The following is a 26,260-nucleotide window of genomic DNA, read 5'->3' as shown; positions in this document are numbered from 1 at the left end:
TTACCGGGCGCATGGGGGGCGCCGGTATTAGAGACTTCTGCGCACCCAGGCAGTAACTTTTGGTGAAACCACTCAGCCAACTCGGGGGATGATGCAGGCCTATGAAGCCTTATCGCATAAATGTCGGCATCGAGTACCGGAAAATCCGCGCCACGACGCCGCTCGTCGAACTAACCGCAACGGAGGAGGATCTCAACTTTCGCTTTCGGTTCGGTCTTGGGCGCATCTTCGGGCCATGGCCCTTCCGCAGGGAACAGGTAATCGAGGTCTTCACTACTCGTGGATTGTTCTCTAAGCGGATCCACATCCGCGGCGGTGGCTTTGAACTCTTCGTCTTTGCGGTTCCTCCCGAACCACTGCTTCTAACTCTCGAGGAACTCGGCTACCCCGTGGACTGGATCTTGCGAGGATGACCGGGGCGAAGTCTGCATGGGGTCGGCTGCCCGCAAGGGCATCCTCGTTGGGCGTCCGGCATCGCCCAGGACCACCTACGGGCGTGGCACGATGAGAGCTGGAGACTGCTTGGGCGAATATGGAGCTGCGACTTGGTAGGCACGGGATCTCGTAGTGGTTTGATCACTGGCAGAACTGCTTTTCAAGTGACACGGTGGCGCCACCGCGCCACGGCCGTCTTAGTAGTCGTTAGTTTGTCGATTGCTTATCTAAGCGCTGCTGGTGTCCCCCAGTCTTTGTTTACTGATCTGCTGATAGGTCTGCTGCTCGTCTCAGGATTTGTCTTGGTCGTTCTTATCAACTGGGCGGGATTCAGGGAGGATGCTGAGAAAAGGGCTGGCTACACAACCATCCGCCTTGGCAATGGTGGTCCACCGGGAGCCTCACTGGCCCGAATGGGGATCCCTCATCGGACGGCCAGTTCGAAAGGACTCTCGTGTTGCCAGATAGCTCGGTGCAGCTCGCGGGCTCAGCATGGAGCCCTGGGCTCACTCAGACCTGGTCCAGCGCTATTTCCAAGGACTTGGGCTGCTCGTTTGTACCAAGCGCCCATTCCCATCCGGGTAGCAGGGCAGCGTTCCTGAAGAAGTCTTCGAGAGCAAAGTCGAAGGACCACAGGCTGCCGCTGCCCATTGCAAGGGTCTCAGGCGTCGGATCCCAGTAGAACGTGCATGACAGCTGCCACGTCAGAGCATCGTCGTCGCCGGCTTCAATGAACTGACGTGTGAGATCCACGTTGAATTCTTGGATGCCCCGCGCCCCATAAGTCCCGAACTGGGCAAGAACGCCATCGCCATCTTCGTCCATCGGGGCGCAGTCGTTGGCCGGCATAGCCGCGAAACGCTCGAAGACGTTCATCACGGCACCGGGATTCCGAGCCCCGATGCGTTCGTCGGCCCCTATCACCGCAAGCAATCTGCTCCAATTGGGCCTTGGACTCTCGAATCAGCATGCCCTGATTATCCAGCAGGAAACCGTCATGGCTGGAAACGGCACCCAGCACCACGTCACCCGACACAGCCGCCACGAATCGCTGAAAGTCACAGTTGCGGCTCAATCCGATCCTGTGTCCCGGTGAAGGATCCCTCACCGGACATCGCTCACTCGTCCTTCTCAGCCTCCGCATGACTCTTAAGTGAGGGGGTCGGCCCGCCCGTCTGCTCCGGCACGTCGCTTCGGGCTTGACCGTCCTGAACGAAAGTAATCCTAATTTGGCTCCCCCGCTCAAGGACCGACCCGGCGGACGGATCTTGGGATGTCACCCAGAACAGCCCTGGCCACGTACGCGAACGGAGCCCCGGCCCGTCAGGGTCCCCGGCGGCGAGACCAAACCCAATGTTCGCCGCCATCTCTTGGGCAATGTGCACAGGCTGCCCAACCAGATCGGGAACAGTCAGCTTCTGACGTTCATCCATCTCGGCAACTCCTTTGAGCCTGACCAGCTAGAACGGTGAAACCAACCTTCTTCCGTCACCAAAATACCGCCGGTTGGTCAGCCGGGCCTGGCCAACCCGATTTGTTGGTTCGAAAAGCGCGCTTTAGTTAGGCCAGCTGGGTGCCCTTTGGAGGATCCCGAACCGGACGCGTGTCTGCAATTGCTCTCGGCTTAAAGGAGCCCCTGCTGAAGCGTCATTCACCGATTTCGATCCCGCTTATCCGCGTGCCAGGAGCGAGATTCATCGTAGCGAGACGGAGCTCACCCATCACTGACCAGTAGGCTTCCATGTCGCTGACCTCAAGGTTGTGGACGTAGTCTTCGCCGCCTAGAAAAAGAGGTACTTTGTAGCCGACGCACTGATCGAAAGCCAAGTCTGCAGGGTTCTCAGACTTCCATTCATTGAAGAAGCTCACGCAGAGGCTTGGTTCCGGATCCCGTACTAACTCGTCGTCGTGATAGGTCGAGAACTTCCTTGGGATCTCTAGCGCCTCACCCGTTCCCGGTTCCAGGAGAAGGATCTCGGGATCAACGTCACCACTTCGCAGGTCAAGGACAAACTGACGGCCCAACCAATCGAACCCGAAAGGAATTAGTGGAAAGCCGAACTCGGGATAGGCCTCGGCACCATTGTCGACGCTTTGCGAAATGATTCCGTTGAATGCACCCGGTACAGGCCGCCATTGAAGGTGCAGCCGCCATAGCGGCTGAATAAGTAGGCGACGTTGTTCCCCACGCTCTCAGGAGATCCGGGGATTCCATGGGTGACGTCGAACCTCTTACCGAAGATCTCAAGCATGGCAACATCATGCCTCACAAATTCAGTGAACGGTCCAGCCCCGGGCCCCATTAGGACAACGTCCTAAGGCGATCCCCTTCCGTGCGGGCTGAAGTCTGCTCGGGGCCCGACTTCTAAGGGGCGTTTTGCATCTAACTTATTGAAAACAGGTCTGTTGCAGTGGAGTAGCGAATGACTGGGGCGCCGCTCGAACCTTCGTCTCTAAGCTCGACATCTCGACGAAGCGTTGTTCCGAGCTTTCGCATCAAATGGGCTAGGCCGTCCATTGCGGCTTGGTTGACGAGCTGCCTTAAGTCGACGTCGAAAAATACGCCATGCGGTCCAGGGAAGAAGTTGACGTGTACTCCGTCGACGGGCCAAACGGCGAAGGTCTCAAATTCGGCAAGACCGTGTCTATCGGGCGGGAGCGACAAATCGCCATCACTGGTTGTCAGTTTCCAGCCGCTGTGGTGCAGCATCGCAAACAGGGCATCCCAGTCGTGTTCTGCGCTCCCGGCCACCTCGCCATCAGGAAGCACGCCGGGGTCCTCCCCGAAAGCCTCATGGAAGCGCGCCCAATCAAGATCCGATGTCATGGGCATAATCATGGCGCAGATTATTTACGGGCAGTTAGTCTCTGCATTGAGACGCTCATTAGCCGCGCGCGAATAGCCAGCGGCTAGGGGCGCCGGCTAGGTGGACTCAAGCAGAAGATTCACGGCAGCGAGTTCCTCAGATGTGAACGCATCCTTGTTCTCAGGAAGTAGGTCGGCGGGTGTGCGTCCCGTACGGCCTCGAGCGGCCCAATTGGCGCCGCCGTGGCAGAGAGCTTCAATGGCTGAGACATTCCCGCGGACGATCGCTTCGTGTAGCGGTGTGGCCCCGTCGTCAGCAGCGGCGTTCACGTCCGCACCGGCCGCGAGAAGAACCTCGACCGCCATAACACCAGCCCCAACGGCGTAGTGCAAAGCCGTGCGTCCGGTGTTGTCGCGCCTCCCTACGTCAGCGCCCGCCGACAGGAGAAGCTGCGTCACAAGGAGTCTGGAATCGTCATAGAACGGCTCAAGCTCGTCGACTGACTCCATCAAGGGCGTGATGTCGGCTGCGGTGTCGGATCCGTAATGGTCAACAGGGGCGCCGGCGTCCAGTAGCTCGCGGACAAGGGCGACGTTGTCGCTCCATACAGCGAATCCCAAGGTGCGTGGGGTGCTCGGCTTAGGGGGCATGTTCTAAGCATCCACCAAGAGTCACGGCTCGTTCGGAGGTGCGCCCCCAATCCGGCAAATAGATCTTGTTCAGATCGTCGGGGAGTTCCGGAAAGGATCCTCCACTGGGCATTCCGCGTCTGTGGCTTCAAAACTCAAACATAATGTGGTGGTCGTCACAGTCTGTCGCACACCCACAACTAGCCGCCCCACGAAGTCCAGAAAATCAACAGGCCCAACCCCAGGATCGATATGACGCCAAAGACGACGGCAAAGGTGAGACCGCGACGTTTACGACGGAAGTTTTGATCAATGCGGTAGTTGTTTATGTCTCTGCCGCCGTCGCGGTACTTCGGCAAGCCGGTCATTCATCCCACCACGTTGTGACTTGGAGATCCGAGATTAGGTGCGAAATGTCAGGAGCTGTCATGACTGGATCCTAAGGTGCTTTGACCGGCTTCTTGGTCCTTGGGCCAACTCCGTAATCCGGTGGACCTGCGTCCGTAAGCCGATCCCTGACCGGACACTTGGAGCGTCCGCTGGACTGCGGCAAACGGGCGTTGGTTCGCGGAAGACGGAGAGGCGAGCCTTCACGCCATCATCGGTTAAACGCTGGGAATAAGGTCGATGCGTAGCTCGTCTGGCGAACTACCACGAACAGCGGCATCGGACGCGACCGTCACAACGAGCTCGTTCCAACCGCGGTGAGCCGGAGTTTCGACGTCACTGTCGGCGTCACCGACTGTGATTCTGCCATTGGCTGACTTTAGCCTTCCACGGAATACTTCGCTTCTGTCCACGCTGGGGAGGTCCGCTTCGGTTAGAAGCCGGACTACCACTTCAGTTTCAGCCCAGTCGAATTCGTCCTCAAATGAGTCGATGTCCTGGGCATGACGGACCAACGCAATAATGCCGTGTTCATTGGACGAGACAGCCTTGTCAGGTTCCACTTCCGGAATTTTGCCGCGAGACTCAGCATCGGCGACGATGACGATTCCCCAGTGAAATGGCCGTCGGATGGACGTGGTCAAGAGTGGCTGCATAGCCAGAATGCTACCGCCAGAATTCCTGAGTCCGTCGATGATTGCAGCTAGCGGTGACAAGTTGGGCGCGGCCGTGTCTCTAAAGGTACGGGTGCCCCGCTGGAGGATCCTTGAACGGGCACTCTCTTGCGAGCGTTGAGAATGTTGGAAAAGTCGCGCTTCGTGGAGAGCAGTAAACTTTCGGGCACACTGCTCATATGGCAATTGAGTACTACCGGAGGCGCTGGATCGAATCCAGGGGTGACGAGTTTTCCTCCTGGGGTCCTGCAATGTATTACTTTGAAGTCGATGGCGATGGCTGGCCGATTCGACAGATGGAGGTTTACGACTCCGGCCCAGCTCTTCGTTATGGTCCTGGGCACGATGAGGACGAATTCGGCTTGTTGGGACAAGCGCTGCTTGATCAGCCGAGAGACTGGCAGCCGTGGGTTATCTCGGAGGCGGAGTTCGAACGGGCATGGCAGGATAAGCGATAGCGCGTGAAGTCGTTCGCTCAACGCTGTCGGGGTCGTTAGATTGCGTATTGGAAGCGAAGCGTTCTGTGCAGATAGCAAGGGTTCCGCGCGACAGGATGGATAGAATTCTGATGAGCGAGACACTTCTGACCGCCGAAGAGTTGCCCGTCGGTTTCGAGTATCCATCGGACTTCATCCGGTTTATGGCCATGGAAATCATTTATCTCGAGCCGTGGTTCGTTCTGACTGGTGAGCGGTTGCGGACGCACTACCGGGGGCTGAAGGGCCGTTATCCAGACCGCAGAATCGTGCCGCTCGCCCGGCGAGAGGACAACGATGACGTGGCGTGCTGGGATCTCTCAACGGGCAAGATCTCGATCGTGCATGACTTCGCCGACCCAGGATGGGAATCACGCGGGGACCGAGGATTTCCTGATTTCGCAGCATGGCTTCATTCAGCCATCGACGACATGCTTGAATTTCGCTGACCGCCCGCCCGATCGCTTAGGAAGTAACTGCAGAAAGCACGAGGCAAATGACTGACTACCCGAAGCTCAGCCGGGCTGTATCGCATGCTTTGCGCCACGAGCCGTGGCTTTACGAACTGGAGCTGGATGACGAAGGGTGGACGTCTGTGGAGGACCTTCTTCGGGCGCTCCGGCGGGAGTCCCCTGATTGGGTGAACCTTGAAGTCACCGATCTCGAGGGTATGCTCCTGTCCTCGCCTAAGCGACGTCATGAACTGAGCGGGGACCGTATTCGAGCTTTCTACGGTCACAGTGTCCCGGCCCGCATAGTGCGGGCACAAGAAAGTCCACCTCAAATACTGTTTCATGGGACGTCCAGGGAAAGCCTTGAAGCTATTCAGTCTGAGGGTTTGCGACCCATGCGACGCCAGTACGTTCACCTATCCGAGGACGTCGAAATGGCCAAGCAGGTAGGACAACGAAAGGATACTGATCCCGTTGTCCTTGTCATTGACAGCGCGGCCGCTCACGGAGAGCACGTCAGCTTTTATCACGGCGGCGATAAGGTATGGCTGGTGGACAGCGTTCCCGCCAGGTACATCTCGGTCCTCCCGGCAGAGAAAGACCGATAGCTTCACTAAGCTTTAGCCCTAGCAAGAGAGACCTGAACGCAACGTGCCGGTCAAGCCTGATACTACAGAGATTACCTGGACAGAGGCGATCAAATGAGAAGCGTCCGATTAAGGGCGGTGGGAATTGCAACTGCATGTGCATCGATTTTCGTCCTCTCAGGATGCAGCACTCAGATGCCCGAAGCCCATCGCGACGACGTGATCGGAACTTGGTCGCACTCTACCGCTGAAAGCACCGTGTGGGGTCCCGATGCCGAGATCGAGCTTCACTCGGACAATTCCGTCGTGGTCAAAGACTTCCCCCTGGATGCTTTGAGTGAATCAGACTTGTACCATGTCCCCATTTCCGGTGCCGGGACATGGGAATTCATTCCGCAGCTACCGGCCGGCGAAGCCATGTATGAGGATCAGTCCGGCATTGAAGTAGTACTGCCAAGCCCGGGGTCGACCGGTGGAACAAAGGTCCTGCGGCGGCTTGTAATTGAGAAGAAAGACGATATACGGCTCCGCTTGGTTATATATGTTGGCTTTCCTCATCTTCTGGATAAGAACTATGTGTTGACTAAACGACAGTAGGGGGAGACAACGCCCGGTAAAGGATCCTTCACCGCGACACTCCTGTACTTAGAACATCGGGGCGTCAGGTCCACGCTCAGAATCCCAGAAAGGCACAAGTCGCTCTTCCCAATGGGCCATCAGGGCATCCATCCCGTGACGGCGCTTGTATAGCAGTTCAGATTCATGCAGTGGCACAGCTTGGTGGAAGTGGACGTGCGACCTATCCGATAGTTGGACAGTCGGAATTATCGCTTCCTGTTCACGGATCCGGAACGCCATCATTTCTGTTCCAGGCCAGAGTGGGCCATCCGACGGGACGGTGTGTCCGTCCGATATGGTGACTCCGTTCCGATGTCCATAGAGCCCTAATGCGGCGAATGGACTGGCCACTGCGTCTTGTCCCGGCCGCAGGCCTAACAGGAACTCGGCACGATGATCTACCGTGCCCGGACTGTGGGTAGGAGCGCCGCCGGCGGCGCCTATGGTCACGTATACGTCGACTCCCTCCCCTGTGGCCGCGGCATCCCATTTCCACACCTGGATGAAAAGCCCTTCGACGTCGAACCTGATTCGCCCAGCTGGGTCACCCCAGCGGGAGAGCAGATACGCTGCGACTGATTCATACATTAATTGTTGACTCCATTGGACCACCGTAGTCGGACGCCGTCTTCATTGCGGTTGTCTGTTTGTAAGTGGATCCCCCAGCGGACGGGCCGCTGCATGCCGTCTGGCAGGATAATTGCAGCTACTATCACCCAGGTCCTACAGGACTTACATCGTGCACTTCGTAAGCGAGCTACAACAACAGAACGGAACTCCCGGCGATGAAGCGACGAAGCAGTGTGGAATTGTCGGCTTTGGCGCTTTCGTTTGCAGTTGCTACCTCCGCGGCATCGTGCTCAGCGCCGATTGCTCCCGTTCCGCGTCATGACCAGGTGGTAGGGACATGGATATTTTCGTCGTCGGAAAGTGACCAGCTGAGAGAGTCCGACCCATCCTCTGCCGTCGTGGATCTTCGGCCCGACGGCACAGCGACCGTCAAGGATTATCCCAATCCTGGCTTTCCTGACTCCGTGATCTTTGGCGAAGGGCGCTCCACTACCGGAAGGTGGGATATAGTCCCGCAGCTGGACAAGTACAGCGGCGCCCAGGGTCGTCCCGGGATCCATTTGAGCCTGATCAATCCCGCCTCGCCAACGAATACTCGCACAGGAGTGGCGTTGGTGGTTGTTGGGGATGAGAAAGACATCCGCATTATGACCAAGCTGAGTGACGGTTCGGATGTGGGCATTCGGTATGTCCTGCGGCGAGACTGACAGCGGGACCAGAATGCCGGGCCGCGGATTTGACCGAACCGTTGGCGGCAGCGTGTGCTCACTTGGTTTCGCGTGCGCCGTTTAGTCGGTGGATCATCCCTCCGGCGTCCGATGGGGGATCCATCACCGTGCACAGCATTATCAGGGTGGGCGTCGCGGCCTATCGACCTGTTGCATGGAAGATGGCCGCTTTGAGGGGTTGGAGCCAAAACTAGACTAGGACCTTATGACCACTTCTGGAGCGGCAACAATGAGAACTGATGCCTGGGGAATCGCTATACCGGGCCTGACCCGCGACAAGGCTATCGAGGTTCGGGAGAAATTCCTTCCAGAGTCTAGATACGGTGTCGTCCTGTTTGACCCAAAAAAGTTCATGATTGATGCTTTTGATAGGTCAACAGTCGAAGTCATGATCAAGTGCATGCAGGCGGGCCTCGCTGCAGGCACATTAGGGCCTGAGGAAAGCTCTGGTGTTCAGAGCCTGCTTGAGGACTACCAAGACTGGCTCGAGCATGCTGACCCCCAGAGTGAGTAACTGAAAGGGACTCCTGTTGCGGATCCGGTAATTTGGACCGCTCAAATCTGGCAAACCGGCATTCCGCTAACTAGTCAACAGACCCCTGAGCGCCTCCACCGCAGCCGTTAGCTCTTCGCCGGGATCCAGATCGAAGTCACCTTTCGTCGTCCAAGGATCCAGCCGCTCGAAGTCGTTCAGCTCGATGGAGAAACGAACGTGCCCGACGTGCTTCGCGACGAGTCGGAATTCTCCTTCCAAAGAGGCGAACAGTTTGTCGCCATCCCAACCCCGCCAACAGGCTTCGAGCTCCTCGAAAAAGGAAAGAAGAAGCGACCACCCATTGAGGTCGTAGACCCTTTTGCGGGCGCAGAGCCCATCGAAGTTCGCTGTGATCAAGAGGTAATCGGAAGTCGCGCCAGGACTACGTTCCCCTGGCTCTGTACGGAGGCGGAGTGTTCCCTTGTGACCGATGAGTACCTCATTCATAGAAAGGTCGCTGGTTGGGAAGTGATCCGAAGGACAGGCTGCTCGAAGCCCGCCAAGTCGCCGACCCAGAGGTCGTCTGCCCTGTAGGTCACGAAGCGGAAGGCAGCCGAGGGGTACTCTTCGTCGGGACCGTAATCCACGGACATCCAGACGTCGACCGGCTTGCCCGCTAGATCAGCGGCAGCTGAAGCGACGCCGCGCCCCAGCAATATGCCCTGGGTCAGACAGCGGGCAGCCCATTCGCTCGTGCCCACGAAGGCCGGCCAAGTAGCCGACCTATCGGCGCGGTCGATCAGGCAATCTAGCGGAAGCTTGTTAATGTAGCCCTCGAATCCGGTGGGCCCACCGAGACTTGCCACACTCGACTGCCGGATGTTGTGCAGTTGCGATACGAGAAGTAGGCACCCGTCCTGAATCATCAGTCCTTTATCGAGTTCAGCCTGTATGTGGGGATCCAGCCTGCCGGACTCAACGAAGGGCTGCGCCAAAAGACGAAGGGGTCGCATGGACTCATTCATCGACTCGATTATCACAAAGACATAGTGCCATGGTCCGAAGCAGAAGCGGGCATGGGTCTGGACGCCAAATGAGACCGTTGTCGCGCGTCCGTTAGCCGGTCCCACACCGGGCAGATCTAACGGGCATCGAGGCCTCCGCCGTTCAAGGGCTACTGGATTCCCGTAAGACCCGCCGGCAAAAATGCCCGGTGAAGGTGCCCTAAACGCTACATTCGGCGTCATGCTTATCGGGGCTACGCCAGTGTCTCCGCCAACACTCAAGACCTAGCCCAACGCGACGCTCTCGCGCCCGCCGGTGTGGATCCCAACGCTATCTACATCGATCACGGATTCACCGGCGCCCAACGCGAAAGGCCCGGCCTTGGCAAGGCCCTCGCCGCCTGCCAGAACGAGAACACCCTCGTTGTGACCAAGCTCGATCGCTCCCCCGCCCACTGCCAGACGCCAGGAACATCCCGGATGAGCTCACCCGCAAAGGCATCGCTTTGAAGTTGGGTGGCAGCATCCACGACCCCCACGCCCTGTGGGAAAACTGCTGCTCAACCAAAGTAGCCCTCTGTACAGAGGACTTCGGACACCAGTGTGTCCATACCCGGCTGCACTAATCCCGCAACCGCAGAGATCTCAATGCAGTCAGCTTCTGACAACGACAGTCACCCACGGCCCCCCAACGATCTTGTCCCGGGTGGGGCACCGCCTTGAAGTGCCGCAAGGAACAGCGCCTCGGCCAGGATCGCGTTCCTCAGTTCCCCAAGATGGACGGACTCGTTTGCCCCGTGAGCCCGGGAATCCGGATCCTCCGCGCCGGTGATGATGATGGGACACTGCGGCTGGGCAGCGGCGAGTGCGGCAACGAACGGGATGGAACCACCAACGCCCATGGACACTGGTTGCGCTCCCCATGCCTGTGCCAGGGACCAGAGTGCCGCCTGAACCACCGGGTGGTTGGAGTCAGCCATGAATGGCACGCTTTTGGACCCGGGGGTGAACGTGACCTCCGCCCCGAAAGGAACGTGTTTCAATGCATGGCGCCGCACGGCTTCCATTGCCTGATTGGGGTGGTTCCCCGGCGGCAAGCGAAGGCTGAACTTCACGGTGGCCTCGGGCAGCAACACGTTCCCGGCTGTGGCGATGCGTTGGGAATCCAGGCCCACGAAGGAGAGTGCAGGCTTGCTCCATAAACGTGAAGCGAGTGATCCGGTTCCAGCCAGCTCAACGCTTTCCGGCACACCCGCGTCCCGCCGGAATGTCTCCTCGTCCATATCAAGGCCCTCGGCCAGGCCCTCAACCAGCCCCTCCACAGCAACGGAACCGTCAGCATTGTGGAAGGTTGCCATCAGGCGCGCCAAGACTGTCAGTGCATCAAGGACCGGGCCCCCGTAGGTCCCGGAATGCAGTGCATGGTCTAGGACGCGGACACGAATTGTCCCGTCCACCAGGCCGCGGAGGCTGGTAGTCAGGCCCGGGATCCCGATCTTCCAGCTGCCCGAATCCGCAACAACGGCAGCGTCGGCAAGGAGTTCTTGTCCGTAATCCTTCATGAAGCCCTGAAGGCTGGGTGAGCCAGCTTCTTCCTCGCCCTCAACGAACACAGTGAGGCCCAGCCCGTGATCCGGCCCAAGAACCGAATCGACGGCGTGGATGGCAGCGAGGTGCATGACGATTCCGGCCTTGTCATCGGCAGCGCCACGTCCCCAAAGACGTCCGTCCTTCTCCATTGCGGAGAAGGGCTCCGAATCCCAGGCGTCCAGCGCCCCTGCTGGCTGAACATCGTGATGAGCGTAGAGCAGGACAGTGGGAAATTCCGGCGCGGCAGGCCTTTTCGCCACCACTCCCGGTGCGCCTTCTACCCCGGTTGGATCCGCAGCCCGGATGATTGATACTTCGGGGAAACCGCGTGCCAGGAACAGATCACGAACGCGGAGAGCACTGAGGTCCAATGCATGGGCATCAAATCCGGCCCAGGCGATGCCGGGAACGCTGACTAAATCGGTCAGGACGGTCACGTAGTGGGCCATGTTTGCATCCACCGCGGCGGCAAGTGCCTCAAGGGTGGCCGGTGGGAGGTGGGCTTGTGGAAGATACTCATTGAACTTCACGCGTGATTCACCTTGCGCCTTGACGGGTACATGGAAGACGAGATCGATGTAAGGAATTGTAAGTTTACTTACCCATCTAGGAGAGCCTCGTGGATCAAAATGAAGCGCCGTTGCTCGATGCGTTGGCCGAGTACCACCGACTGAACCGCTACGGGTACACGCCTCCGGGGCATCGCCAAGGGAGGGGTGCCGACGCGCGAACCCTTGAGGTGCTGGGTGCGGACACGTTCCGCTCCGATGTGCTCTCCACGGCAGGACTGGATGACAGAAAGTCCTCCGGCGGCTTTCTCAGCAAGGCCGAGGAGCTCATGGCCGAAGCCGTCGGAGCTGATAAGGCATTCTTTTCGACCTGCGGCAGCTCACTCTCCGTCAAGGCATCCATCCTTGCCGTCACCCGTGGAAGTGGCGATTTGCTGATTGGCCGGGATGCACACAAATCCGTGGTGGCTGGCATCATCCTTTCCGGACTCCAGCCCAGATGGATCTCCCCGCAGTGGGATCGGGACCTGCACATTGCCCACCCGCCGAGCCCTGAAGAAGTGGAGAAGATGTGGCAAAGGTACCCTGATGCTGCCGCAGCCCTGATCACCAGCCCAACGCCCTATGGCACGTGTGCAGATATCGAGAAAATCGCCGAGATCTGCCACTCCAGGGGCAAGCCGCTGATCATCGACGAAGCATGGGGCGCGCATCTGCCGTTCAATAAGCGGTTGCCTACGTGGGCCATGGATGCGGGTGCAGACATTTGCGTGGTCAGTGTCCACAAGATGGGAATGGGATTCGAGCAAGGATCCATCTACCATCTCCAGGGCAGCCTGGTGGATCCGGTCCGGCTAAGCCAGTGCGCCGATCTGCTCTCCACCACCAGTGCCAACGTCATGATCTATGCGGCGATCGACGGCTGGCGGCGACACATGGTCCAGGATGGCGAGATGCTGCTGGAAAAGACCTTGAACCTGGCCGAGAGCGTCCGCAGCGATATCGATTCCATGACCGGACTCCACGTCCTTGGGCCGGAGCTGGTCCATGCCGAGGCCTCCCATGATTTGGATCCCCTCCACGTGCTGATCGACGTCGCGGGTTTGGGCATCAGTGGCTACCAGGCAGCGGACTGGTTGCGGGCCAACTGTCACCTTGACGTTGGGCTCAATGATCACCGGAGGATAGAAGCCACGTTGTCCCAATCGGACGATGAGGAAACAACCGAACGCTTGCTGACAAGCCTGCAGCAGCTGATCGAAGCCGCGCCCCAGATGCCGGAACCGACGCCCGTTCAGCTCCCGGATCCGGAGGACCTGGAAATGGCAACGGTGATGTTGCCCCGGGATGCCTTCTTCGGACCCGTGGAAAACGTCGCTGCAGAAGAAGCTGCAGGTCGGGTCGCAGCCGAGCAGATCACGCCGTATCCGCCCGGCATCCCGGCAATCCTTCCGGGCGAACGGATCAACCAGGCCGTCGTCGAATATCTCCGCACCGGAGTAGCCGCCGGAATGGTTTTACCGGATCCGGCGGACCCGTCAATGAAAACCATCAGGGTAGTGGCACATCAGCGCGACCAATGAGCTCTGGACTCTCCCCACATAATCACTAGGCTGAGAAAGACCAATTCCGAGTTCCAAAGGAGAGATGATGACGCTTCCTCCGACTCACGAACCTGAGCCGTTCCCGCCGGAACCGGGACCGGTCCAGCCACCACCGGATCCCACTACCCCGTTCCCGCCCAGTCCTATTCCATCTCCAAATCCGACGCCCGGCCCGCTTCCGGTTCCGGATCCTGGTCCCGTTCCACCACATCCACGCTCACCTAACAAGGTGAGCGCCGCCGTCGTTGCCGGTTCCGATCCGCTAACCGACCGCCCTCTTGATCAGCTCGACGATCCTGTCTTCAAGCTCCGGGGTGAGCTCAGTCAGGGCATACGATGTTGGCCACATGCTGCCGTCATCGAGCATCGCATTCTCTTCGAAGCCGAGGGTGGCATACCTGCTCTTGAACTTGTCGGCACTCTTGAAGAACACGATGTTCTTCCCGTCTTTGGCATATGCCGGCATTCCGTACCAAGTCTTCGGGGAAAGCTCCGGCGCATGCTCCCTGATCAGCGCATGGAGTCGCTGCGCAATGGCCTTGTCCGCCGGCGGCATCTCCGCGATCTTCGCCAGGACATCGCTCTCGCCGTCGGCTTGGGAAGCCTTCTTGGTCCTTTTGAGCTCCTGCGAACGCTCCTTCATGGCGGCGCGTTCGTCCTCGGTGAATCCCTCGTAGGACTTGGTAGCTCCGGTCTCAGTCATGGCAGGCCCCTCTCGCTGCTGGAAATCTTTCGGATGTTTCAACGATAGATCCGGGCTGATCGCCGAGCTTCTTCAATACTGCTCAATCAGCAGCTAGGAGAAACGTCCGGGCCGGAACGTTGCCAGCATGGGGTGCTTCTTGCCGGTAAGGATCTCTCCGGATAGCAGTTCACCTGCGATGAGTCCCAACGTGGCACCCGAGTGCGTGAACGCTACGAAGCAGCCAGGCACTTGGCCCAGTTCACCGAAGACCGGCTCTCCATCGCCGGGGATGGGCTTGTAGCCGATCTTCCAGGAGGCCGGCTTGAGTTCGGGGTTGCCTGCAATCAGCTTGGAGGATTCATCGGCCAGTTCCTGGACAACGTCATCAGGAATGCTGAAGGAACCATCTGGGTGTTCGGTAATCCGGTCCTCATACCAGTCGTGGTCCAGCGCGAAAGTGTTACCCGGGTTGGGACGAACGGCGGCACGTGGCGTATTCATCACTGCCTTCACCTGGTGCTCCACAGGCTTGGTGACCACCAGCATGGAAACCGGGGAACCATTGGGGATTTCCACCCCGAGCGGCTTCACGACGGCGGGCGTCGCCGCGCCGCAAGCGACGAGGACGGCGTCGGCTGAATAGGTCTCGCCGGAGGCAGTCTCGACGCCGTTGGCCCGGCCGCCGTCGAGCGTCACTTGGACTTTGCCCGCGTTGAGGACGAGCTGACCGCCGAGGGCATGGAACTCCTCCATGAGGAAGTTGACCAGGTCCGGCAGGCTGACCCAGCCCTCGCCGGGGTTGAAGATGGCGTTCTCGGGAACAGCGCTGGCGTCGATGCCGGGCGTCACCGATGCGATCTCCTCAGGGGCGAGAAGCTTGGAGTCGTAGCCAATCGACTGCTCGTAAGCATGACGGGCCTCGGTCACCTCGCGCTGGCCGGCAGCGTTCCACATGAGGCCTCCGCCGAACTGCAGCCATTCGCGGCTGGGATCCGCAGCGAACAGTGTCCGGTACCGATCAACGCCGGCCAGCCGCAGCTGGTGGTAAGGGGTGGACCTTTCGCCGGCTGAGTTAAGCCAGGAAAGTGAACGGCCCGTGGCCTCGCTGGCCAGGCCTTGCTCGGTCAGCAAGGTCACGGATGCTCCCCCGCGGAGCAGGTGAACGGCGGTGGAAACGCCCAGGATGCCGCCCCCGATGACGGCGACGTGCTTGGTGGAGGACATAGCTCTCCCTTTCTTTCGTGCTTGTGGATGCTTGGGACGCTCTTGCGCTTACGCGAAGGCGTGGATGCTTTCGATGATTTTGAGGGTTTCAAGCGCCTCGGCCGGCGCTACGGGAAGCCGCCCTTGGCCACGAAGCCAGGCTGCCAGTTCTGCGTAGAACTGCGGGTAGGCGCCCTTTTCTGCAGGTACGGGTGTGGTTGAACCGTCAACTCCCAGAAGCCCCCAAGACTCCTGGGGTTCGATGCCATAAGAAGCGTCCGACGGCGTGACACCGGCTGCGAGCGCAGGTTCCTGACCGTCGAGTCCCCACTTGGTATACCCGGCTTTTGATCCGAGGACGTGGAACCGCGGCCCAACCTGGGCCGCCATTCCGTTCATCCATAGCCGGGACCGTACGCCTGACGCGTGGAGCAGGGACACGAAGGCCTCCGTGTCTGCCGCGCCGGGATGCGGGCCATGATTTGCGGTTTCGCCGTAGCTTTCCTCCACAGGTCCGAACAGCTGGATGGCTTGGTCGATCAGGTGGGCGCCCAGGTCGTGAAGGATTCCGCCGCCCTCGGCCAGCGTGGATGTATCGCGCCAGTTCCCGAAGCCTTCGGGCCGCCACCATTCAAAACGCGACTCAAAAGTCCGTACTTCGCCCAGTGCCCCTTCCTGCAGCAGTTTGCGCAGCGTCAGGAAGTCGGCGTCCCACCGGCGGTTCTGGAAGACCGTGAGCTGCACACCGGCGTCGGACGCGCGTGCGGCCAGCTCCTCACCGTGGGCGACGCTGGTGACGAAAGGTTTGTCCACCACAACGTTCAGGCCGCAGGCAATTGCCGTGGCACCGAGTTCGAGGTGAGTGAGGGGCGGCGTTCCCAGCACCACGAGATCGAGGTCGCTGGCACGGGCGAACATTTCCTCCGGAGTGGCCACGATGCCCGCTTGCGGGTAGAGCCGCGCTGCCTCGCTGGCCCGCTCCGGGTCCGCCGTCACGATGACGTCCAGAGAATAGTTCGGATCCGCTGCGATCAGCGGGGCATGGAAGACCTTGCCCGAGACGCCAAACCCGACGACGGCGGTCCGGATGGGTGCCGCTGTTACCTGACCCATTACAGGACCTCCGAAAGGAAGCGCTGCAGGCGTTCGCTGCGCGGGTTGTCGAAGAGCTCGGCAGGGGTGCCGACCTCCACCACTTCGCCTTCATCCATGAAGACCACTTGATCAGCAACTTTGCGGGCAAAGCCCATCTCGTGTGTGACCACCAGCATGGTCATCCCCCGGCGTCCGAGGCCTGCCATGAGGTTCAGGACACCCTTGACGAGCTCCGGGTCCAGCGCGCTGGTGGCTTCATCGAAGAGCATGACTTCCGGTTCCATGGCGAGCGCCCGGGCGATAGCGACGCGCTGCTGCTGACCGCCGGAGAGGTCGCGCGGCCGGTGGTCGGCGCGTTCGGCGAGGCCCACTTCGGCGAGCCGACGCTGAGCGCGTTCCCGGGCCTCCTTCTTGGACATTCCCTTGACGCTCCACAGAGCGAGGGCCACGTTCTCCAGGGCTGTGTGGTCCGGGAAGAGGTTGAAGTGCTGGAACACCATGCCGATGCGGGCGCGGAGGATGTCCGGCTTGACCTTAAGGGCGCTTTCGCCGGCCAGAAGCACGTCGCCGCTCTTGGGTTCGTGCAGGCGGTTGACGCCGCGCAGGAGGGTGGACTTGCCGGAACCGGACGGGCCGATGATGCACGTGGTTGTGCCCGGAGCCACGTTCAGGCTGACGTTGCGGAGTACCTCTACGTCGCCATAGGCCATGGTCAGGTCCCGCAGTTCCAGGCTGGAGCCGTGGAACGTCTGGACGTCGGCTGCGGCTGACTTGTCCTTGGCGGTTGACTTGGCCGCTGACATGTTGGCGCTGGTGCTGCTGCTGGCAGTGTTGCTGCTGCTTGTGAGGTTCACGTGTTGCTCCCGGTGATGAGCGGCGATGCCGCGTCGAGTTCCTTGACTTCCTTCAGCCCGCTGGTTGGGGCTGTTGGACGGCGGCGACCGGTGCGGAACTTGTTGTCGAAGTAGTTGACCAGGTGGGTCAGTGGCACGGTGATCACCAGGTAGAAGATGCCTGCCATGACCAGCGGTGAGAGGTTGCCTGAGAGCACTGCGGCGTCCTGGCCCACACGGAACAGTTCACGCTCGCTGACCAGCAGGCCCAGGAAGTAGACCAATGAAGAGTCTTTGACGATTGCAATGAACTGGTTCACCAGGGCAGGCAGCACCCGGCGTACGCCTTGCGGTACCACCACCAGGGCCATGGACTTTGAGTAGCTCATACCGAGGGCACGGCATGCCTCGCCTTGGCCTTTGTCCACGCTCTGAATGCCGGCACGGAAGATTTCTCCGATGTAGGCGCTGGCGATCAGGCTCAGCGCGATGATGCCCAGCGGGTAGGGCGAGGGTCCAAACACCGACTGGCTGAACCGGGCAAAGCCCTGGCCGATCAGGAGGATGGTGAGGATTGCGGGCAGGCCCCGGAAGAGGTCCGTGTAGATCCGCGCCGGGATACGCAGCCACTTGGACCGCGAGATCCCCATGACGGCCACCACCATGCCCATCACTATACCGAGGATGGTTGCTGCGATGGAGATGATCAGGGTGTTGAGGAGTCCAACTCCCAGGAGTTGGGGCAGTACTTCGATCATCGAATCGAGATCGAAGAACGTGCGGCTGATGGTATTGAGCCAATCCATTTGGTGCTCTCAGACGTTTGTTGGTTTTTCGGGATGGCCGGGCGGGCTACGGGATGTGGCCCGCCCGGCGGTGTTGTTGATTAGGCGGTGTGGCCCGCCCGGCGGTGTTGTTGAGTAGGCGGTGTGGAGTAGGCGGTTGCGCTACTTGGCAGCCGCTACTTGGCAGCCGTTGGCGAAGGGCTGGAGGTCTGCTCCGCCTTGGGCAGGTACTGCTCGGGCATCGGCGAGCCCGGGAACCACTTCTGGTAGAGCTTCTTCCAGGTGCCGTCTTCCATGGCCGCGGCAAGGCCCTTGTTCAAGGCTTCCTTGAAGGCGGGCTTGTTCTTGGCAATGGCAAACCCTGCCGGGGCGTCGAAGGACGGGATGTCAGCTGCACTGACCAGTCCGAACTGCTCCTGGTACGCCTTGGCTGCCTCGTAGTCCAGGAAGTGGGCGTCCACTGCGCCGCTGTTGACGGCGGAGATTGCGGTGTTGTTGTCCGGGAAGCGGACCAGCTGGGCGGAGGTGAAGTTCTTGACCGCGTAGGCTTCCTGGAGCGTGCCTTGGACAACGCCCAGGCGCTTGCCGGACAGTCCGTTGACGTCCTTGATGCCTGACGTCTTGGTGGTGATGACCGTCAAGTAGCCAGCCAGGTAGCCGTCGGAGAAGTCGACGGTTTCCTTGCGCTTGTCCGTGATGCCAATGGCCGCAACGCCGACGTCGAACTGGCCATTGGCCACGGCTGCGAGCAGGCCGGAGAAGTCCTGTCCGGTGAAGACAACCTTGTCCACACCTGCACGGTGTGCCACGTCCTTGAAGAGCTCCACATCGAAGCCGGTGAAGTTGCCCGAGCCGTCCGTGAAGGTGTAGGGCTTCGAGTCGCCAAGGCTGGCGACGCGGATGGTGCCGGGTTCGATCAGGCCGTAAGGATTCTCAGCCGAGCTTGAGGTCCCGGCAGAGGATCCACCACAGCCGGAGAGGGCGAGGATGGCCGCCAGGGCTGCTGCTGCGAGCGCTGCCGGGCGGAAGTTCAGTTTGATCACAGCGTTGTCCAATCGTGGGGAGGGCCAGCGGTGCTGTCTGGGCCGCTTTTGGGGTCTTACTCGATGCGGGGTCTTGTTGAGTCCGGTCTCAGCCCCTAGGATTGAGACCGGACTCACATCGATTGATTGAAAATGTAGCGGAAGTCACAAGCCGCGTCAACACCACTTCTGAAAGGTGAACATGAGTACTGATGGATCCCGACGGCGGGACGTGACAGTTGCCGACGTCGCCAAAGCCGCGCAAGTCTCCAAGGCCCAAGCCGCCCGGGCCCTGGGCAACTATGGCGCAGTCAGCGACGACGTCCGGGAGCGGGTTCTCGCCGCTGCCGAAGGGCTGGGCTACCGCCCCAACGAGCTCGCGCGCAGCATGAACACGGGCAAATCAAACACCATCGGCGTGGTGGTGGGCGATATCGAAAACCCGCACTTCGGCTTGGCCACCAGGGGCATCACAGACACCGCCAAGAAGAGCGGCTACAACGTCATCCTGATCAACACCGATGAAGAACGGGCCGCCGAGGTGGACGCCGTTCAGGTGCTTCTGGACAAGCGCGTTGACGGGCTGATCGTGGCTCCAGCCTCATCCGTGGAAACCTCACACTTGAAGGAGGTCCGCGACTCTGGCCGGCCCCTGGTCCTGCTGGACCGCGCCGCCGAAGGACTCGACGTCGAGACCTTCGCTGTGGACATGGGAACCATCTCCTACGAGTCCACCAAGTACCTCATCCAAGCAGGCCATCGACGCATCGCGTTCGTCTCCACCGTTCGGACAGACGGGCCCTACGTTGCGGGGATGACACTGGATTCCTCGCAAATCTCGGACCGCCTGGAGGGAATCCGCCGCGCCTTCGAAGAGGAAGGCCTCAGCCAGCCGATCGACCTGGTGCGTCTCAATGCCGGTGACGCCGATTCCATTATGCGAATCACCCGTGACCTGCTGAAGGGGCCGGATGCTGCTACGGCCATCATTGCCTCTGACGGCCTCATCGCCTTGAGCGTTGTGGAGGCCATCCAGGAATCGGGGCTCTCCATCCCCTCGGACGTATCCCTCCTCATGTACGACGATTTCGCCTGGACCCGTCTCACCACTCCCCCGCTCACCGTCATTGCGCAGCCTGTCTACGAGATGGGAATGGCCGCCGCCACCGCGTTGATCCGGCTGATTGAGGGCAGGAAATCTTCCGCACCAGCTGGCCCGCCGTTGGAGGCGCGACTCGTGCTCCGCGGCTCAATCGGATCGCCGAAGGACGTCGGCGTGCTCAGCCAGGCGGGCGGTTAACCCCTGCCAAACCCCTTGCACGCCCAACAGAAACGGCCACACTGGAAGCATCAGGTGAGGAAGCTGACATGCCAAAAGTGGAAATGGATCTGGATTCCGTCGTCCCACCGGCGAAAGTACGGGAGGCCTTGCTGGACTTTAGCCCGCGTCGGCCGGAGATCTGGCCAGGCATCTACCCACCCATGTACGAGGTTTACCAGGTGGGCGACACCTTCGCGGACATCAGAGAAGGAAGCAAAGCTCCCGGTGGCGTGATCTGGGCCAAGGAACACTACGACTGGGCAAACCCCGACGAAGTGAAGTGGACTGTCCAGGAGAGTAATTTCTGCGCGCCGGGAAGCTACGTGAATGCGCGAATCACACCCAACGAGTCTGGCGGTTCACGCATTCACGTTACCTGGAACCGTAAGCCCACAAGTTTCATGGGTCGCCTGGCCGCCTTCATGATCGTCGTGACCCGGGGCGCGCCGGTGGCAAGCTCACTGCGAATGGGCCTGAAAAAGTTGGAAGCGAAAGGCGCCACGGAGCCATGATCAAATCTGCAGAGAGCGTTGTCATCGCCCGGACACCGGAAGAGGTCTTCCAGTACGTGGCGGACCTTCGCAACGAACCGAACTGGCACGTTGACATTGCCAGCGTGCCTGACCAAACCGACCCTGTCCCAATCGTCGGCAAGACCTACCCGCTGAACTTCAAACCCTTCATGGGCAAGACCGACGGCACATTCACAGCCGTGGATGTCAGGCCCGGCTCGCGCTTGCAATATCGAGCCGACTTCGCAGGACTGCAGCCACGCATCACTTACACGGTGGAGCCAGCCGGGGAAGGCGCCCGCTTCACTCGAGGCGTGGAGATGCAACCAAGCGGGCTCAAGGTTCTCATGACCCCGATGATGGCGTACATGGTTCCCCGGCGAAACAAGGTCTTTGTCCAGAACCTGAAGCGCGTGCTGGAATCCTGACGGCTGCTTTCGCGGTCCGCTTCGTAAAACCACGACGTCGGCTAGTCACCCACCCGGGGCTGCCATCGCCGTCGTGGTTCATTGCCCTAATCGAATCTGTTGGTGGAAAGCAGGAACAGAGTAAGCGCCAGCGTAAGCCGCACGCGGCCTGACGGTATTCGAATGTCGAAGCCGAGGGCGGACGTGAACTCGCTTGCGCGGTTCTGGACACTCGAGTGATGCAGATTGAGCTGACCGGCCACAGCGCGCAGGCTGCCTGCTTCAGCAATGGCTTCCTCTATCCGCCACGCCTTGGGCTGTTCTGCGATCAGCCGTTTCAAAGCCGTAACGTCAGCCGGTTCGTGGGTGGCCTCGTTTGCCCTTTCAGCAAGCACGATGAGGCTGCCAAGATCGTCCGCGGTGTGAATCGGGCGGTGTGGGCTGGTAAGTCTGAGGGCCAGGAGTGCTGTCTGCCAAGATCTGTCCAGCTCCTGGGGGACGGTGGCCAAGCCGATTCCTGCCCTCGTATCCTGTGGCGCAGTCGCCATGGACGGGCGAATGAATGCCCGGATTGCACCGAATTCCGTGTGAACTACCGCTGACGATCCGGGCATTGGCATCACCGCAGGGATTGTATGAACCCTGTATGAGCCAGTGCGCTCCAAGTGCAGAAGGGCTGCCGCCTCCATGCGTCTTTCCAATGAAGACTCGCTGCTGATGATCGTCTCAATTGCGCGTCGCGTGGCTGCTACGGGACTCGTTCGATCCCAAAAGATGCCCAGTGCAATCGCGAGCCGTTCCAGGATCAATTCATCATTGACGAACCCGGGGCTGGCGCGCTCAATCCATGCCCGCCCGTCGGCACCAAACTCTTTGGAAGGCCACTCACCTTGTTGTTCCGGCATCCTCCGTCCAGATGCATCAACGCACATGGAACGGCCATCCATGGCAAAGCCAACTGAACAGTCACACAGTACCGCCGCCCCGCGGATGAGCATTTCTGCATTCGCCCGGCTGTTGACCAGCGCGTCGAAATACGTGATGACCTTGAGGCTTTCCGAGGCCTGGGGATCGAGCGCTTTGAGGCGCCACACGAGTCCTTGCATAACTATCGCCCGCCACCTTTGGTCTTCGAGAAGTTAATGGTGGCCCAGTCCGGCTGCTGCGGCAATGCATGACGGGCAGCCGGACGTGGGTTCAGGCATCCAGAATGCGTCGAAGCCACTGGGTGCGGGCCTCCCGTGCCATGACGGAGAGCGCTGCTTGGGGAAAGAAAATATCAAACCCGTGGAAACCGCCGGGCCACACGTGAAGCTCCGCGTCACCCCCGCAGGCCCAAATGGTGGAAGCGTAGGCAATGTCTTCGTCGCGGAAAACCTCTGCGGAGGCCACATCGATGAAAGTGGGAGGAAGGTTTGAAAGATCCTCAGCCCGGGCCGGCGCCGCGTAGATGGAAACGTCCTCTGTCTTCCGACGGCCGCCGAGGAGCGCGTCCCAGCCGGTATCGTTGCTCGTCCTGTCCCACACGCCGATGCCATCAATTTGGCGACTCGAGATAGTGTCATTGCGGTCATCGAGCATTGGATAGATCAGGAGCTGACCGGCCAGTTCAGGGCCACCCCTATCGCGTGACAGCAGGGCAACACCGGCAGCAAGCCCTCCACCTGCGCTCGCACCGGCAACAATGAGGCGATCAGGATCAATGCCCAGCTCTGCAGCATTCGCGGCCACCCATTCCAGGCCCGCGTAGCAGTCTTCCACGGGCGCCGGGTCCGGGTTTTCAGGGGCAAGACGATATTCGACAGAGACAGCCACGGCATCCAAAAGCTCGACCCACTCAATGAGCCAATCCGCGCCAAGAAACCGATCGCCCATGACCATTCCGCCGCCGTGAATGTGGAAGATTCCGGGTCCGCCAGGCTCGTGGTCTATCCGCCGAAAAATGGACACGATGAGATCTGGAGCCCCTACGGGGCCTGGAATGGTCCGTTCAAAGTGTTCTACTGGGCGACCGGCCAAGAGATCCTCGATAGGAGTCGCCACGAAGGACTGCCGCATGCCTTCGATCATGTCAGGCGTCAGCGTGGGAGTGATCAGATCACCCAATGCCACAAGTGTCGCCCCAAGCTCCGGATCAAAAGGTGGCGCTTTATGTACCGATTTCATCTTGACCTCCATTAATTCGGCCACTTCGTCGTGACCTGAAGCAAGCCTAGGTGCGCCCGACCACGAAGCTAACCGCCAAAAGCCCTCAAAAGGAACGGCGAGGACCGCCATGTGGCGGTCCTCAGCGACGTGTTTTCACAGCTACCTCAGTCGCCTTGCTCTGGTTCGTCCGCTGAGCGCACACTGCTCTGGATGATGCCGAGTTCCTCGAGCTGCGCTGACATCCCGGCACCGTCCGGAGCATAGATCCAAGGGATTCCCGGCGTCGGTTGTCCCCCGGACTTTGACCTACCGCCGGCGAGCACCGCTTCACCGACGGAGAGCTGCCGGATGGCGATCGCCCTGACGTTCTCCGGGTGGCGATGTGCGAATTCGGAATAGATGGCTTCGTCGTGCTGTCCGTCGTCGCCTACGAGCAGCCACTTGATGCGGGGGAACTCCTCTGCCAGGCGCTCCAGCGAAGTGCGCTTGTGCTCCCTGCCGCTACGGAACCATCGGTCCGGCGTGGGTCCCCAGTCGGTCAACAGCTTGGGCCCTGCGGGGTACAGATTGCGGGACAGGAACCGTGACAGTGTGGGCGCCACATTCCAGGCCCCGGTAGACAGGTAGAGCACCGGCGCCGTGGGTGCCGTCCTGGCGATCCGCTCGTAGAGGACGGCCATGCCTGGAGTCGGCGTCCTCGCATGCTCATTGAGCACAAAGGTGTTCCAGGCAGCCAGGAACGGTCGGGGAAGGGCTGTCACCATGACGGTGTCGTCAATATCGGAAACCACACCGAAGTCTGCGTCGTCCGCCACGACTTCCACGGGAGCCTCGACGATTCTGGAACTCCCGGATTGCAGGGTGATCGTGTGCCAGCCGGGATCCAGGGCTGCCTCAATGCGGACATCGACGACGCCCCCACGGTCGGCTTCGACGTCATGGACGGTGCCTGCAATGGTCACCCGTACGGCTGCATGAGCGACGGGCGCACTAATGAAGTTCCGCCAGCCGCGCATGCTCTCCTGCAAGGGGTTGGCATGGCCGGCGGCATCGCGGGGGTCGCTGCGAACAACTCTGGCCAGCACCCGGACCCAGGAAGTAGTGCCGTATCCGGTGTACGGGATGACCGTTTCCACTCGACCCCTCCGGATGGCGAGGCGCGTCTGGAACCTCAGCCACGCGTCGTCGAGCCTGACAGCCAGATGGTCGCTCTTGGACAAAGTGCGCGGTTTCTCAGGACGGGGAAACATGCGTCCAGTCTGGCATGGCCGGGCGGAAGGCTACCATACGGGCGTGAGCCAGGTGAGGACGGACCCGTCGCCTTCGATGTGATCAGCCAACTCCGCGTTGAACTTTCGGCCGTATTCTGCGCCGATGTGCTCCTGGAAGGCTTGCTCGTCGCGGTAGACCTCGAACACGAAATATTCCCGCGGATTGGTTTCCCGCGTGTAGGGCAGGAACGTGACGTTGCCTGGTTCCTGGCGCACGTGCCCTGCGAGTTCTGTCATCATTTCAGCGACCCTGGTTTCGCTGCCTTCCTTGACGGTGAATTCTGCGTACAAAGTTTTGGTCATGTCCGGTCCTTTGATCGATTGAATCGGGATTGCTTCTGGTTAGTTCTGGGGCAGTATCTCGCCGGAGCCCCTGGGGATGAGTTCCGTCGGGACGATATACGTCTGTGGTGAGCGATTGTCGCCGTCGATCCTTGCAAGGATCCGTTCTGCAGCGAGCTTTCCGATGCGTTCAGGGTGCTGGGCAACCACGGTTACTCCCGGCTCCATCATGTCGGCCAGGGTGAAGTCGTCAAATCCGACCAAAGCAACTTTGTGCTGCTCACCGACGGATTTCAGCGCCCGCATGGCACCGAAAGTTACCAGGTTCTGACTGGAGAATATCGCGGTTGGCGGGTTCTCCGATGTGAGCAATTCGTGCGCAGCCTTGAGGGCCGTTTCCTCGTCGTGAAGATTCTCCCGGACCGCAACGGTGGAGGTCGCGATCCCGGACCTGCCGACCTCGTCCAGGAAACCTGCGCGGCGTTTCACGGCGGTCTGGATATCGGTCCGGTCCCCGAGGTAAGCCAATTTGGTGTGGCCATGCTTGATGAGATGCGCGGCTGCCGCCGCGGCGCCCACCTCATTGTCCGTAACTACCGCATCCGCCTCGATACCCACGGGCTCGCGGTCGATGAACACCAACGGCAGATCACGGGAGTGTTCGGGGATCATGTAGGCCTGGCTCTTCGCGATCGTGGTCAGCACAAGACCATCCACGCGACGCCCCAGGAAAGCCGAAATCAACTTCCTTTCCCGGTCCGGGTCGTCATCCAGGCTCGAGGCGAAGACAGCAATTCCCCGCTCACCGAGGGCATCCTCCATCGCGCGGTGAATCTCACCGCTGAAGGGGTTGGACACGCTCGGAAGCAACAGTCCGATGGATTGGGTCTTGCGGCCGGACCGCTTCAGACTGCCGGCTGTGATGTCCAGGTGGTACTGAAGTTGCTCCGTTGCCCGCAGGACCCGCTGACGGGTTTCCTCCGAAACGCCTGGTTCGTCGTTCACCACCCTTGAGACCGTCTTGATGCCAACCCCGGCAAGATCAGCGACGTTTTTCATCGTGGGGGGCTTGCGCGCAGGGTCGGCTTGGTAACGATTAGACATCGTTGTCAACGAAATGCTCCTCAACTTCAATTAACACTTGACTGCAC

The 26,260-nt window shown here is 60.2% G+C and carries 32 protein-coding genes; 10 read left to right on the top strand and 22 right to left on the bottom strand.

The window, feature by feature from the left end; genetic code table 11:
- The first annotated feature begins 101 nt into the window (after nucleotides 1-101).
- Nucleotides 102-413 (top strand): hypothetical protein, encoded by a 312-nt coding sequence (locus tag AC1DCM_RS18860; RefSeq protein WP_477519316.1) that lies wholly within the window; start codon nucleotides 102-104, stop codon nucleotides 411-413.
- A 532-nt stretch (nucleotides 414-945) separates the two neighbouring features.
- On the opposite strand, the gene AC1DCM_RS18855 is transcribed toward AC1DCM_RS18860, so the two are convergent.
- From AC1DCM_RS18855 to AC1DCM_RS18825, 7 genes are all read right to left on the bottom strand, one after another.
- Nucleotides 946-1,368 (bottom strand): hypothetical protein, encoded by a 423-nt coding sequence (locus AC1DCM_RS18855; RefSeq protein WP_477519315.1) that lies wholly within the window; start codon nucleotides 1,366-1,368, stop codon nucleotides 946-948.
- Nucleotides 1,369-1,553: 185 nt separating this feature from the next.
- Complete coding sequence (locus AC1DCM_RS18850) at nucleotides 1,554-1,868, bottom strand: PASTA domain-containing protein (protein WP_374152854.1); 315 nt, start codon at nucleotides 1,866-1,868, stop codon at nucleotides 1,554-1,556.
- A 214-nt stretch (nucleotides 1,869-2,082) separates the two neighbouring features.
- The gene (locus AC1DCM_RS18845; protein WP_477519314.1) at nucleotides 2,083-2,460 is read right to left on the bottom strand and encodes a T6SS immunity protein Tdi1 domain-containing protein; all 378 of its coding nucleotides are present in this window, start codon (nucleotides 2,458-2,460) and stop codon (nucleotides 2,083-2,085) included.
- 358 nt (nucleotides 2,461-2,818) lie between these two features.
- Nucleotides 2,819-3,262 (bottom strand): hypothetical protein, encoded by a 444-nt coding sequence (locus AC1DCM_RS18840; protein ID WP_477519313.1) that lies wholly within the window; start codon nucleotides 3,260-3,262, stop codon nucleotides 2,819-2,821.
- A gap of 96 nt (nucleotides 3,263-3,358) precedes the next feature.
- Nucleotides 3,359-3,892, bottom strand: a complete 534-nt coding sequence (locus AC1DCM_RS18835; protein WP_477519312.1) for an ankyrin repeat domain-containing protein — start codon at nucleotides 3,890-3,892, stop codon at nucleotides 3,359-3,361.
- Between the two features lie 179 nt (nucleotides 3,893-4,071).
- On the bottom strand, nucleotides 4,072-4,239 hold the full coding sequence (locus AC1DCM_RS18830) for a hypothetical protein (protein WP_477519311.1): 168 nt from the start codon (nucleotides 4,237-4,239) through the stop codon (nucleotides 4,072-4,074).
- A 237-nt stretch (nucleotides 4,240-4,476) separates the two neighbouring features.
- Nucleotides 4,477-4,914: a hypothetical protein gene (locus AC1DCM_RS18825; protein WP_477519310.1), complete on the bottom strand. Its 438-nt coding sequence runs from the start codon at nucleotides 4,912-4,914 to the stop codon at nucleotides 4,477-4,479.
- A 586-nt stretch (nucleotides 4,915-5,500) separates the two neighbouring features.
- Between AC1DCM_RS18825 and AC1DCM_RS18820 the strand changes: the two genes are divergently transcribed.
- The 3 genes from AC1DCM_RS18820 to AC1DCM_RS18810 all read left to right on the top strand — a co-directional run bounded on the left by AC1DCM_RS18820 (nucleotide 5,501) and on the right by AC1DCM_RS18810 (nucleotide 7,044).
- Nucleotides 5,501-5,857, top strand: coding sequence for a hypothetical protein (locus tag AC1DCM_RS18820; RefSeq protein ID WP_477519309.1), 357 nt, complete (start codon nucleotides 5,501-5,503; stop codon nucleotides 5,855-5,857).
- A gap of 47 nt (nucleotides 5,858-5,904) precedes the next feature.
- Complete coding sequence (locus tag AC1DCM_RS18815) at nucleotides 5,905-6,468, top strand: RNA 2'-phosphotransferase (RefSeq protein ID WP_477519308.1); 564 nt, start codon at nucleotides 5,905-5,907, stop codon at nucleotides 6,466-6,468.
- 174 nt (nucleotides 6,469-6,642) lie between these two features.
- Nucleotides 6,643-7,044 carry a hypothetical protein gene (locus AC1DCM_RS18810; RefSeq protein ID WP_477519307.1) on the top strand — a complete coding sequence of 134 codons (402 nt, stop codon included), beginning with the start codon at nucleotides 6,643-6,645 and terminating at the stop codon, nucleotides 7,042-7,044.
- A gap of 48 nt (nucleotides 7,045-7,092) precedes the next feature.
- Here AC1DCM_RS18810 and AC1DCM_RS18805 read toward each other — a convergent pair whose 3' ends face one another.
- A complete protein-coding gene (locus AC1DCM_RS18805) occupies nucleotides 7,093-7,653 on the bottom strand; it encodes a suppressor of fused domain protein (RefSeq protein WP_477519306.1) in 561 nt (186 codons plus the stop codon).
- A gap of 939 nt (nucleotides 7,654-8,592) precedes the next feature.
- Here AC1DCM_RS18805 and AC1DCM_RS18800 point away from each other — a divergent pair.
- Nucleotides 8,593-8,877, top strand: coding sequence for a hypothetical protein (locus tag AC1DCM_RS18800; protein ID WP_477519305.1), 285 nt, complete (start codon nucleotides 8,593-8,595; stop codon nucleotides 8,875-8,877).
- Nucleotides 8,878-8,943: 66 nt separating this feature from the next.
- Here AC1DCM_RS18800 and AC1DCM_RS18795 read toward each other — a convergent pair whose 3' ends face one another.
- Together AC1DCM_RS18795 and AC1DCM_RS18790 are read right to left on the bottom strand one after the other, a co-directional pair.
- A complete protein-coding gene (locus AC1DCM_RS18795; RefSeq protein WP_477519304.1) occupies nucleotides 8,944-9,345 on the bottom strand; it encodes a DUF6228 family protein in 402 nt (133 codons plus the stop codon).
- Nucleotides 9,342-9,851 carry a hypothetical protein gene (locus AC1DCM_RS18790; protein ID WP_477519303.1) on the bottom strand — a complete coding sequence of 170 codons (510 nt, stop codon included), beginning with the start codon at nucleotides 9,849-9,851 and terminating at the stop codon, nucleotides 9,342-9,344. The genes AC1DCM_RS18795 and AC1DCM_RS18790 overlap by 4 nt, the downstream gene beginning before the upstream one ends.
- A gap of 222 nt (nucleotides 9,852-10,073) precedes the next feature.
- Here AC1DCM_RS18790 and AC1DCM_RS18785 point away from each other — a divergent pair, with 222 nt between their 5' ends.
- Entirely contained in the window at nucleotides 10,074-10,352 is a 279-nt protein-coding gene (locus AC1DCM_RS18785; protein ID WP_477519345.1) for a recombinase family protein, read from the top strand.
- A 164-nt stretch (nucleotides 10,353-10,516) separates the two neighbouring features.
- Here the strand turns inward: AC1DCM_RS18785 and AC1DCM_RS18780 are convergent, their stop codons facing one another.
- On the bottom strand, nucleotides 10,517-11,962 hold the full coding sequence (locus tag AC1DCM_RS18780) for a M20/M25/M40 family metallo-hydrolase (RefSeq protein ID WP_477519302.1): 1,446 nt from the start codon (nucleotides 11,960-11,962) through the stop codon (nucleotides 10,517-10,519).
- Between the two features lie 89 nt (nucleotides 11,963-12,051).
- Here AC1DCM_RS18780 and AC1DCM_RS18775 point away from each other — a divergent pair, with 89 nt between their 5' ends.
- Complete coding sequence (locus AC1DCM_RS18775; protein ID WP_477519301.1) at nucleotides 12,052-13,524, top strand: aminotransferase class I/II-fold pyridoxal phosphate-dependent enzyme; 1,473 nt, start codon at nucleotides 12,052-12,054, stop codon at nucleotides 13,522-13,524.
- A gap of 283 nt (nucleotides 13,525-13,807) precedes the next feature.
- Here AC1DCM_RS18775 and AC1DCM_RS18770 read toward each other — a convergent pair whose 3' ends face one another.
- The 6 genes from AC1DCM_RS18770 to AC1DCM_RS18745 form a co-directional block, all read right to left on the bottom strand.
- Nucleotides 13,808-14,248 carry an iron chaperone gene (locus AC1DCM_RS18770; RefSeq protein ID WP_477519300.1) on the bottom strand — a complete coding sequence of 147 codons (441 nt, stop codon included), beginning with the start codon at nucleotides 14,246-14,248 and terminating at the stop codon, nucleotides 13,808-13,810.
- 93 nt (nucleotides 14,249-14,341) lie between these two features.
- Nucleotides 14,342-15,454, bottom strand: a complete 1,113-nt coding sequence (locus tag AC1DCM_RS18765; RefSeq protein WP_477519299.1) for an NAD(P)/FAD-dependent oxidoreductase — start codon at nucleotides 15,452-15,454, stop codon at nucleotides 14,342-14,344.
- 48 nt (nucleotides 15,455-15,502) lie between these two features.
- Entirely contained in the window at nucleotides 15,503-16,546 is a 1,044-nt protein-coding gene (locus AC1DCM_RS18760) for a Gfo/Idh/MocA family protein (protein WP_477519298.1), read from the bottom strand.
- On the bottom strand, nucleotides 16,546-17,331 hold the full coding sequence (locus AC1DCM_RS18755; RefSeq protein WP_477519344.1) for an amino acid ABC transporter ATP-binding protein: 786 nt from the start codon (nucleotides 17,329-17,331) through the stop codon (nucleotides 16,546-16,548). The genes AC1DCM_RS18760 and AC1DCM_RS18755 overlap by 1 nt, the downstream gene beginning before the upstream one ends.
- Nucleotides 17,332-17,378: 47 nt before the next feature.
- Complete coding sequence (locus AC1DCM_RS18750) at nucleotides 17,379-18,167, bottom strand: amino acid ABC transporter permease (protein WP_477519297.1); 789 nt, start codon at nucleotides 18,165-18,167, stop codon at nucleotides 17,379-17,381.
- A gap of 155 nt (nucleotides 18,168-18,322) precedes the next feature.
- On the bottom strand, nucleotides 18,323-19,189 hold the full coding sequence (locus tag AC1DCM_RS18745) for an ABC transporter substrate-binding protein (protein ID WP_224094096.1): 867 nt from the start codon (nucleotides 19,187-19,189) through the stop codon (nucleotides 18,323-18,325).
- A 181-nt stretch (nucleotides 19,190-19,370) separates the two neighbouring features.
- Between AC1DCM_RS18745 and AC1DCM_RS18740 the strand changes: the two genes are divergently transcribed.
- The 3 genes from AC1DCM_RS18740 to AC1DCM_RS18730 all read left to right on the top strand — a co-directional run bounded on the left by AC1DCM_RS18740 (nucleotide 19,371) and on the right by AC1DCM_RS18730 (nucleotide 21,429).
- On the top strand, nucleotides 19,371-20,468 hold the full coding sequence (locus AC1DCM_RS18740) for a LacI family DNA-binding transcriptional regulator (protein ID WP_477519296.1): 1,098 nt from the start codon (nucleotides 19,371-19,373) through the stop codon (nucleotides 20,466-20,468).
- Between the two features lie 68 nt (nucleotides 20,469-20,536).
- Complete coding sequence (locus AC1DCM_RS18735) at nucleotides 20,537-21,001, top strand: SRPBCC family protein (protein WP_477519295.1); 465 nt, start codon at nucleotides 20,537-20,539, stop codon at nucleotides 20,999-21,001.
- Complete coding sequence (locus tag AC1DCM_RS18730; protein WP_477519294.1) at nucleotides 20,998-21,429, top strand: SRPBCC family protein; 432 nt, start codon at nucleotides 20,998-21,000, stop codon at nucleotides 21,427-21,429. Before AC1DCM_RS18735 ends, AC1DCM_RS18730 begins: the two co-directional genes overlap by 4 nt.
- Nucleotides 21,430-21,515: 86 nt before the next feature.
- Here AC1DCM_RS18730 and AC1DCM_RS18725 read toward each other — a convergent pair whose 3' ends face one another.
- The 5 genes from AC1DCM_RS18725 to AC1DCM_RS18705 form a co-directional block, all read right to left on the bottom strand.
- Nucleotides 21,516-22,514 (bottom strand): helix-turn-helix domain-containing protein, encoded by a 999-nt coding sequence (locus AC1DCM_RS18725; protein WP_477519293.1) that lies wholly within the window; start codon nucleotides 22,512-22,514, stop codon nucleotides 21,516-21,518.
- A gap of 91 nt (nucleotides 22,515-22,605) precedes the next feature.
- Complete coding sequence (locus AC1DCM_RS18720) at nucleotides 22,606-23,574, bottom strand: alpha/beta hydrolase (protein WP_477519292.1); 969 nt, start codon at nucleotides 23,572-23,574, stop codon at nucleotides 22,606-22,608.
- A gap of 146 nt (nucleotides 23,575-23,720) precedes the next feature.
- On the bottom strand, nucleotides 23,721-24,806 hold the full coding sequence (locus tag AC1DCM_RS18715) for an App1 family protein (RefSeq protein WP_477519291.1): 1,086 nt from the start codon (nucleotides 24,804-24,806) through the stop codon (nucleotides 23,721-23,723).
- Nucleotides 24,807-24,836: 30 nt separating this feature from the next.
- Nucleotides 24,837-25,130: a putative quinol monooxygenase gene (locus tag AC1DCM_RS18710; RefSeq protein ID WP_477519290.1), complete on the bottom strand. Its 294-nt coding sequence runs from the start codon at nucleotides 25,128-25,130 to the stop codon at nucleotides 24,837-24,839.
- A gap of 39 nt (nucleotides 25,131-25,169) precedes the next feature.
- The gene (locus AC1DCM_RS18705; RefSeq protein WP_477519289.1) at nucleotides 25,170-26,168 is read right to left on the bottom strand and encodes a LacI family DNA-binding transcriptional regulator; all 999 of its coding nucleotides are present in this window, start codon (nucleotides 26,166-26,168) and stop codon (nucleotides 25,170-25,172) included.
- Nucleotides 26,169-26,260 lie beyond the last annotated feature (92 nt).

It is taken from the genome of Paenarthrobacter sp. 10N417 (assembly GCF_056394745.1).
This window is presented reverse-complemented; position numbering and strand designations above follow the sequence as displayed.

Bases quoted from the DNA above. Each gene is read 5' to 3' on its own strand.
- AC1DCM_RS18710 (WP_477519290.1), bottom strand. From the start codon at position 25,130: ATGACCAAAACTTTGTACGCAGAATTCACCGTCAAGGAAGGCAGCGAA.
- AC1DCM_RS18750 (WP_477519297.1), bottom strand. From the start codon at position 18,167: ATGGATTGGCTCAATACCATCAGCCGCACGTTCTTCGATCTCGATTCG.
- AC1DCM_RS18715 (WP_477519291.1), bottom strand. From the start codon at position 24,806: ATGTTTCCCCGTCCTGAGAAACCGCGCACTTTGTCCAAGAGCGACCAT.
- AC1DCM_RS18705 (WP_477519289.1), bottom strand. From the start codon at position 26,168: ATGAAAAACGTCGCTGATCTTGCCGGGGTTGGCATCAAGACGGTCTCA.
- AC1DCM_RS18810 (WP_477519307.1), top strand. From the start codon at position 6,643: ATGCCCGAAGCCCATCGCGACGACGTGATCGGAACTTGGTCGCACTCT.
- AC1DCM_RS18840 (WP_477519313.1), bottom strand. From the start codon at position 3,262: ATGACATCGGATCTTGATTGGGCGCGCTTCCATGAGGCTTTCGGGGAG.
- AC1DCM_RS18825 (WP_477519310.1), bottom strand. From the start codon at position 4,914: ATGCAGCCACTCTTGACCACGTCCATCCGACGGCCATTTCACTGGGGA.
- AC1DCM_RS18820 (WP_477519309.1), top strand. From the start codon at position 5,501: ATGAGCGAGACACTTCTGACCGCCGAAGAGTTGCCCGTCGGTTTCGAG.
- AC1DCM_RS18850 (WP_374152854.1), bottom strand. From the start codon at position 1,868: ATGGATGAACGTCAGAAGCTGACTGTTCCCGATCTGGTTGGGCAGCCT.
- AC1DCM_RS18770 (WP_477519300.1), bottom strand. From the start codon at position 14,248: ATGACTGAGACCGGAGCTACCAAGTCCTACGAGGGATTCACCGAGGAC.
- AC1DCM_RS18725 (WP_477519293.1), bottom strand. From the start codon at position 22,514: ATGCAAGGACTCGTGTGGCGCCTCAAAGCGCTCGATCCCCAGGCCTCG.
- AC1DCM_RS18760 (WP_477519298.1), bottom strand. From the start codon at position 16,546: ATGGGTCAGGTAACAGCGGCACCCATCCGGACCGCCGTCGTCGGGTTT.
- AC1DCM_RS18765 (WP_477519299.1), bottom strand. From the start codon at position 15,454: ATGTCCTCCACCAAGCACGTCGCCGTCATCGGGGGCGGCATCCTGGGC.
- AC1DCM_RS18800 (WP_477519305.1), top strand. From the start codon at position 8,593: ATGAGAACTGATGCCTGGGGAATCGCTATACCGGGCCTGACCCGCGAC.
- AC1DCM_RS18815 (WP_477519308.1), top strand. From the start codon at position 5,905: ATGACTGACTACCCGAAGCTCAGCCGGGCTGTATCGCATGCTTTGCGC.
- AC1DCM_RS18730 (WP_477519294.1), top strand. From the start codon at position 20,998: ATGATCAAATCTGCAGAGAGCGTTGTCATCGCCCGGACACCGGAAGAG.
- AC1DCM_RS18860 (WP_477519316.1), top strand. From the start codon at position 102: ATGAAGCCTTATCGCATAAATGTCGGCATCGAGTACCGGAAAATCCGC.
- AC1DCM_RS18835 (WP_477519312.1), bottom strand. From the start codon at position 3,892: ATGCCCCCTAAGCCGAGCACCCCACGCACCTTGGGATTCGCTGTATGG.
- AC1DCM_RS18805 (WP_477519306.1), bottom strand. From the start codon at position 7,653: ATGTATGAATCAGTCGCAGCGTATCTGCTCTCCCGCTGGGGTGACCCA.
- AC1DCM_RS18830 (WP_477519311.1), bottom strand. From the start codon at position 4,239: ATGACCGGCTTGCCGAAGTACCGCGACGGCGGCAGAGACATAAACAAC.
- AC1DCM_RS18795 (WP_477519304.1), bottom strand. From the start codon at position 9,345: ATGAATGAGGTACTCATCGGTCACAAGGGAACACTCCGCCTCCGTACA.
- AC1DCM_RS18740 (WP_477519296.1), top strand. From the start codon at position 19,371: ATGAGTACTGATGGATCCCGACGGCGGGACGTGACAGTTGCCGACGTC.
- AC1DCM_RS18755 (WP_477519344.1), bottom strand. From the start codon at position 17,331: ATGTCAGCGGCCAAGTCAACCGCCAAGGACAAGTCAGCCGCAGCCGAC.
- AC1DCM_RS18735 (WP_477519295.1), top strand. From the start codon at position 20,537: ATGCCAAAAGTGGAAATGGATCTGGATTCCGTCGTCCCACCGGCGAAA.
- AC1DCM_RS18720 (WP_477519292.1), bottom strand. From the start codon at position 23,574: ATGAAATCGGTACATAAAGCGCCACCTTTTGATCCGGAGCTTGGGGCG.
- AC1DCM_RS18790 (WP_477519303.1), bottom strand. From the start codon at position 9,851: ATGCGACCCCTTCGTCTTTTGGCGCAGCCCTTCGTTGAGTCCGGCAGG.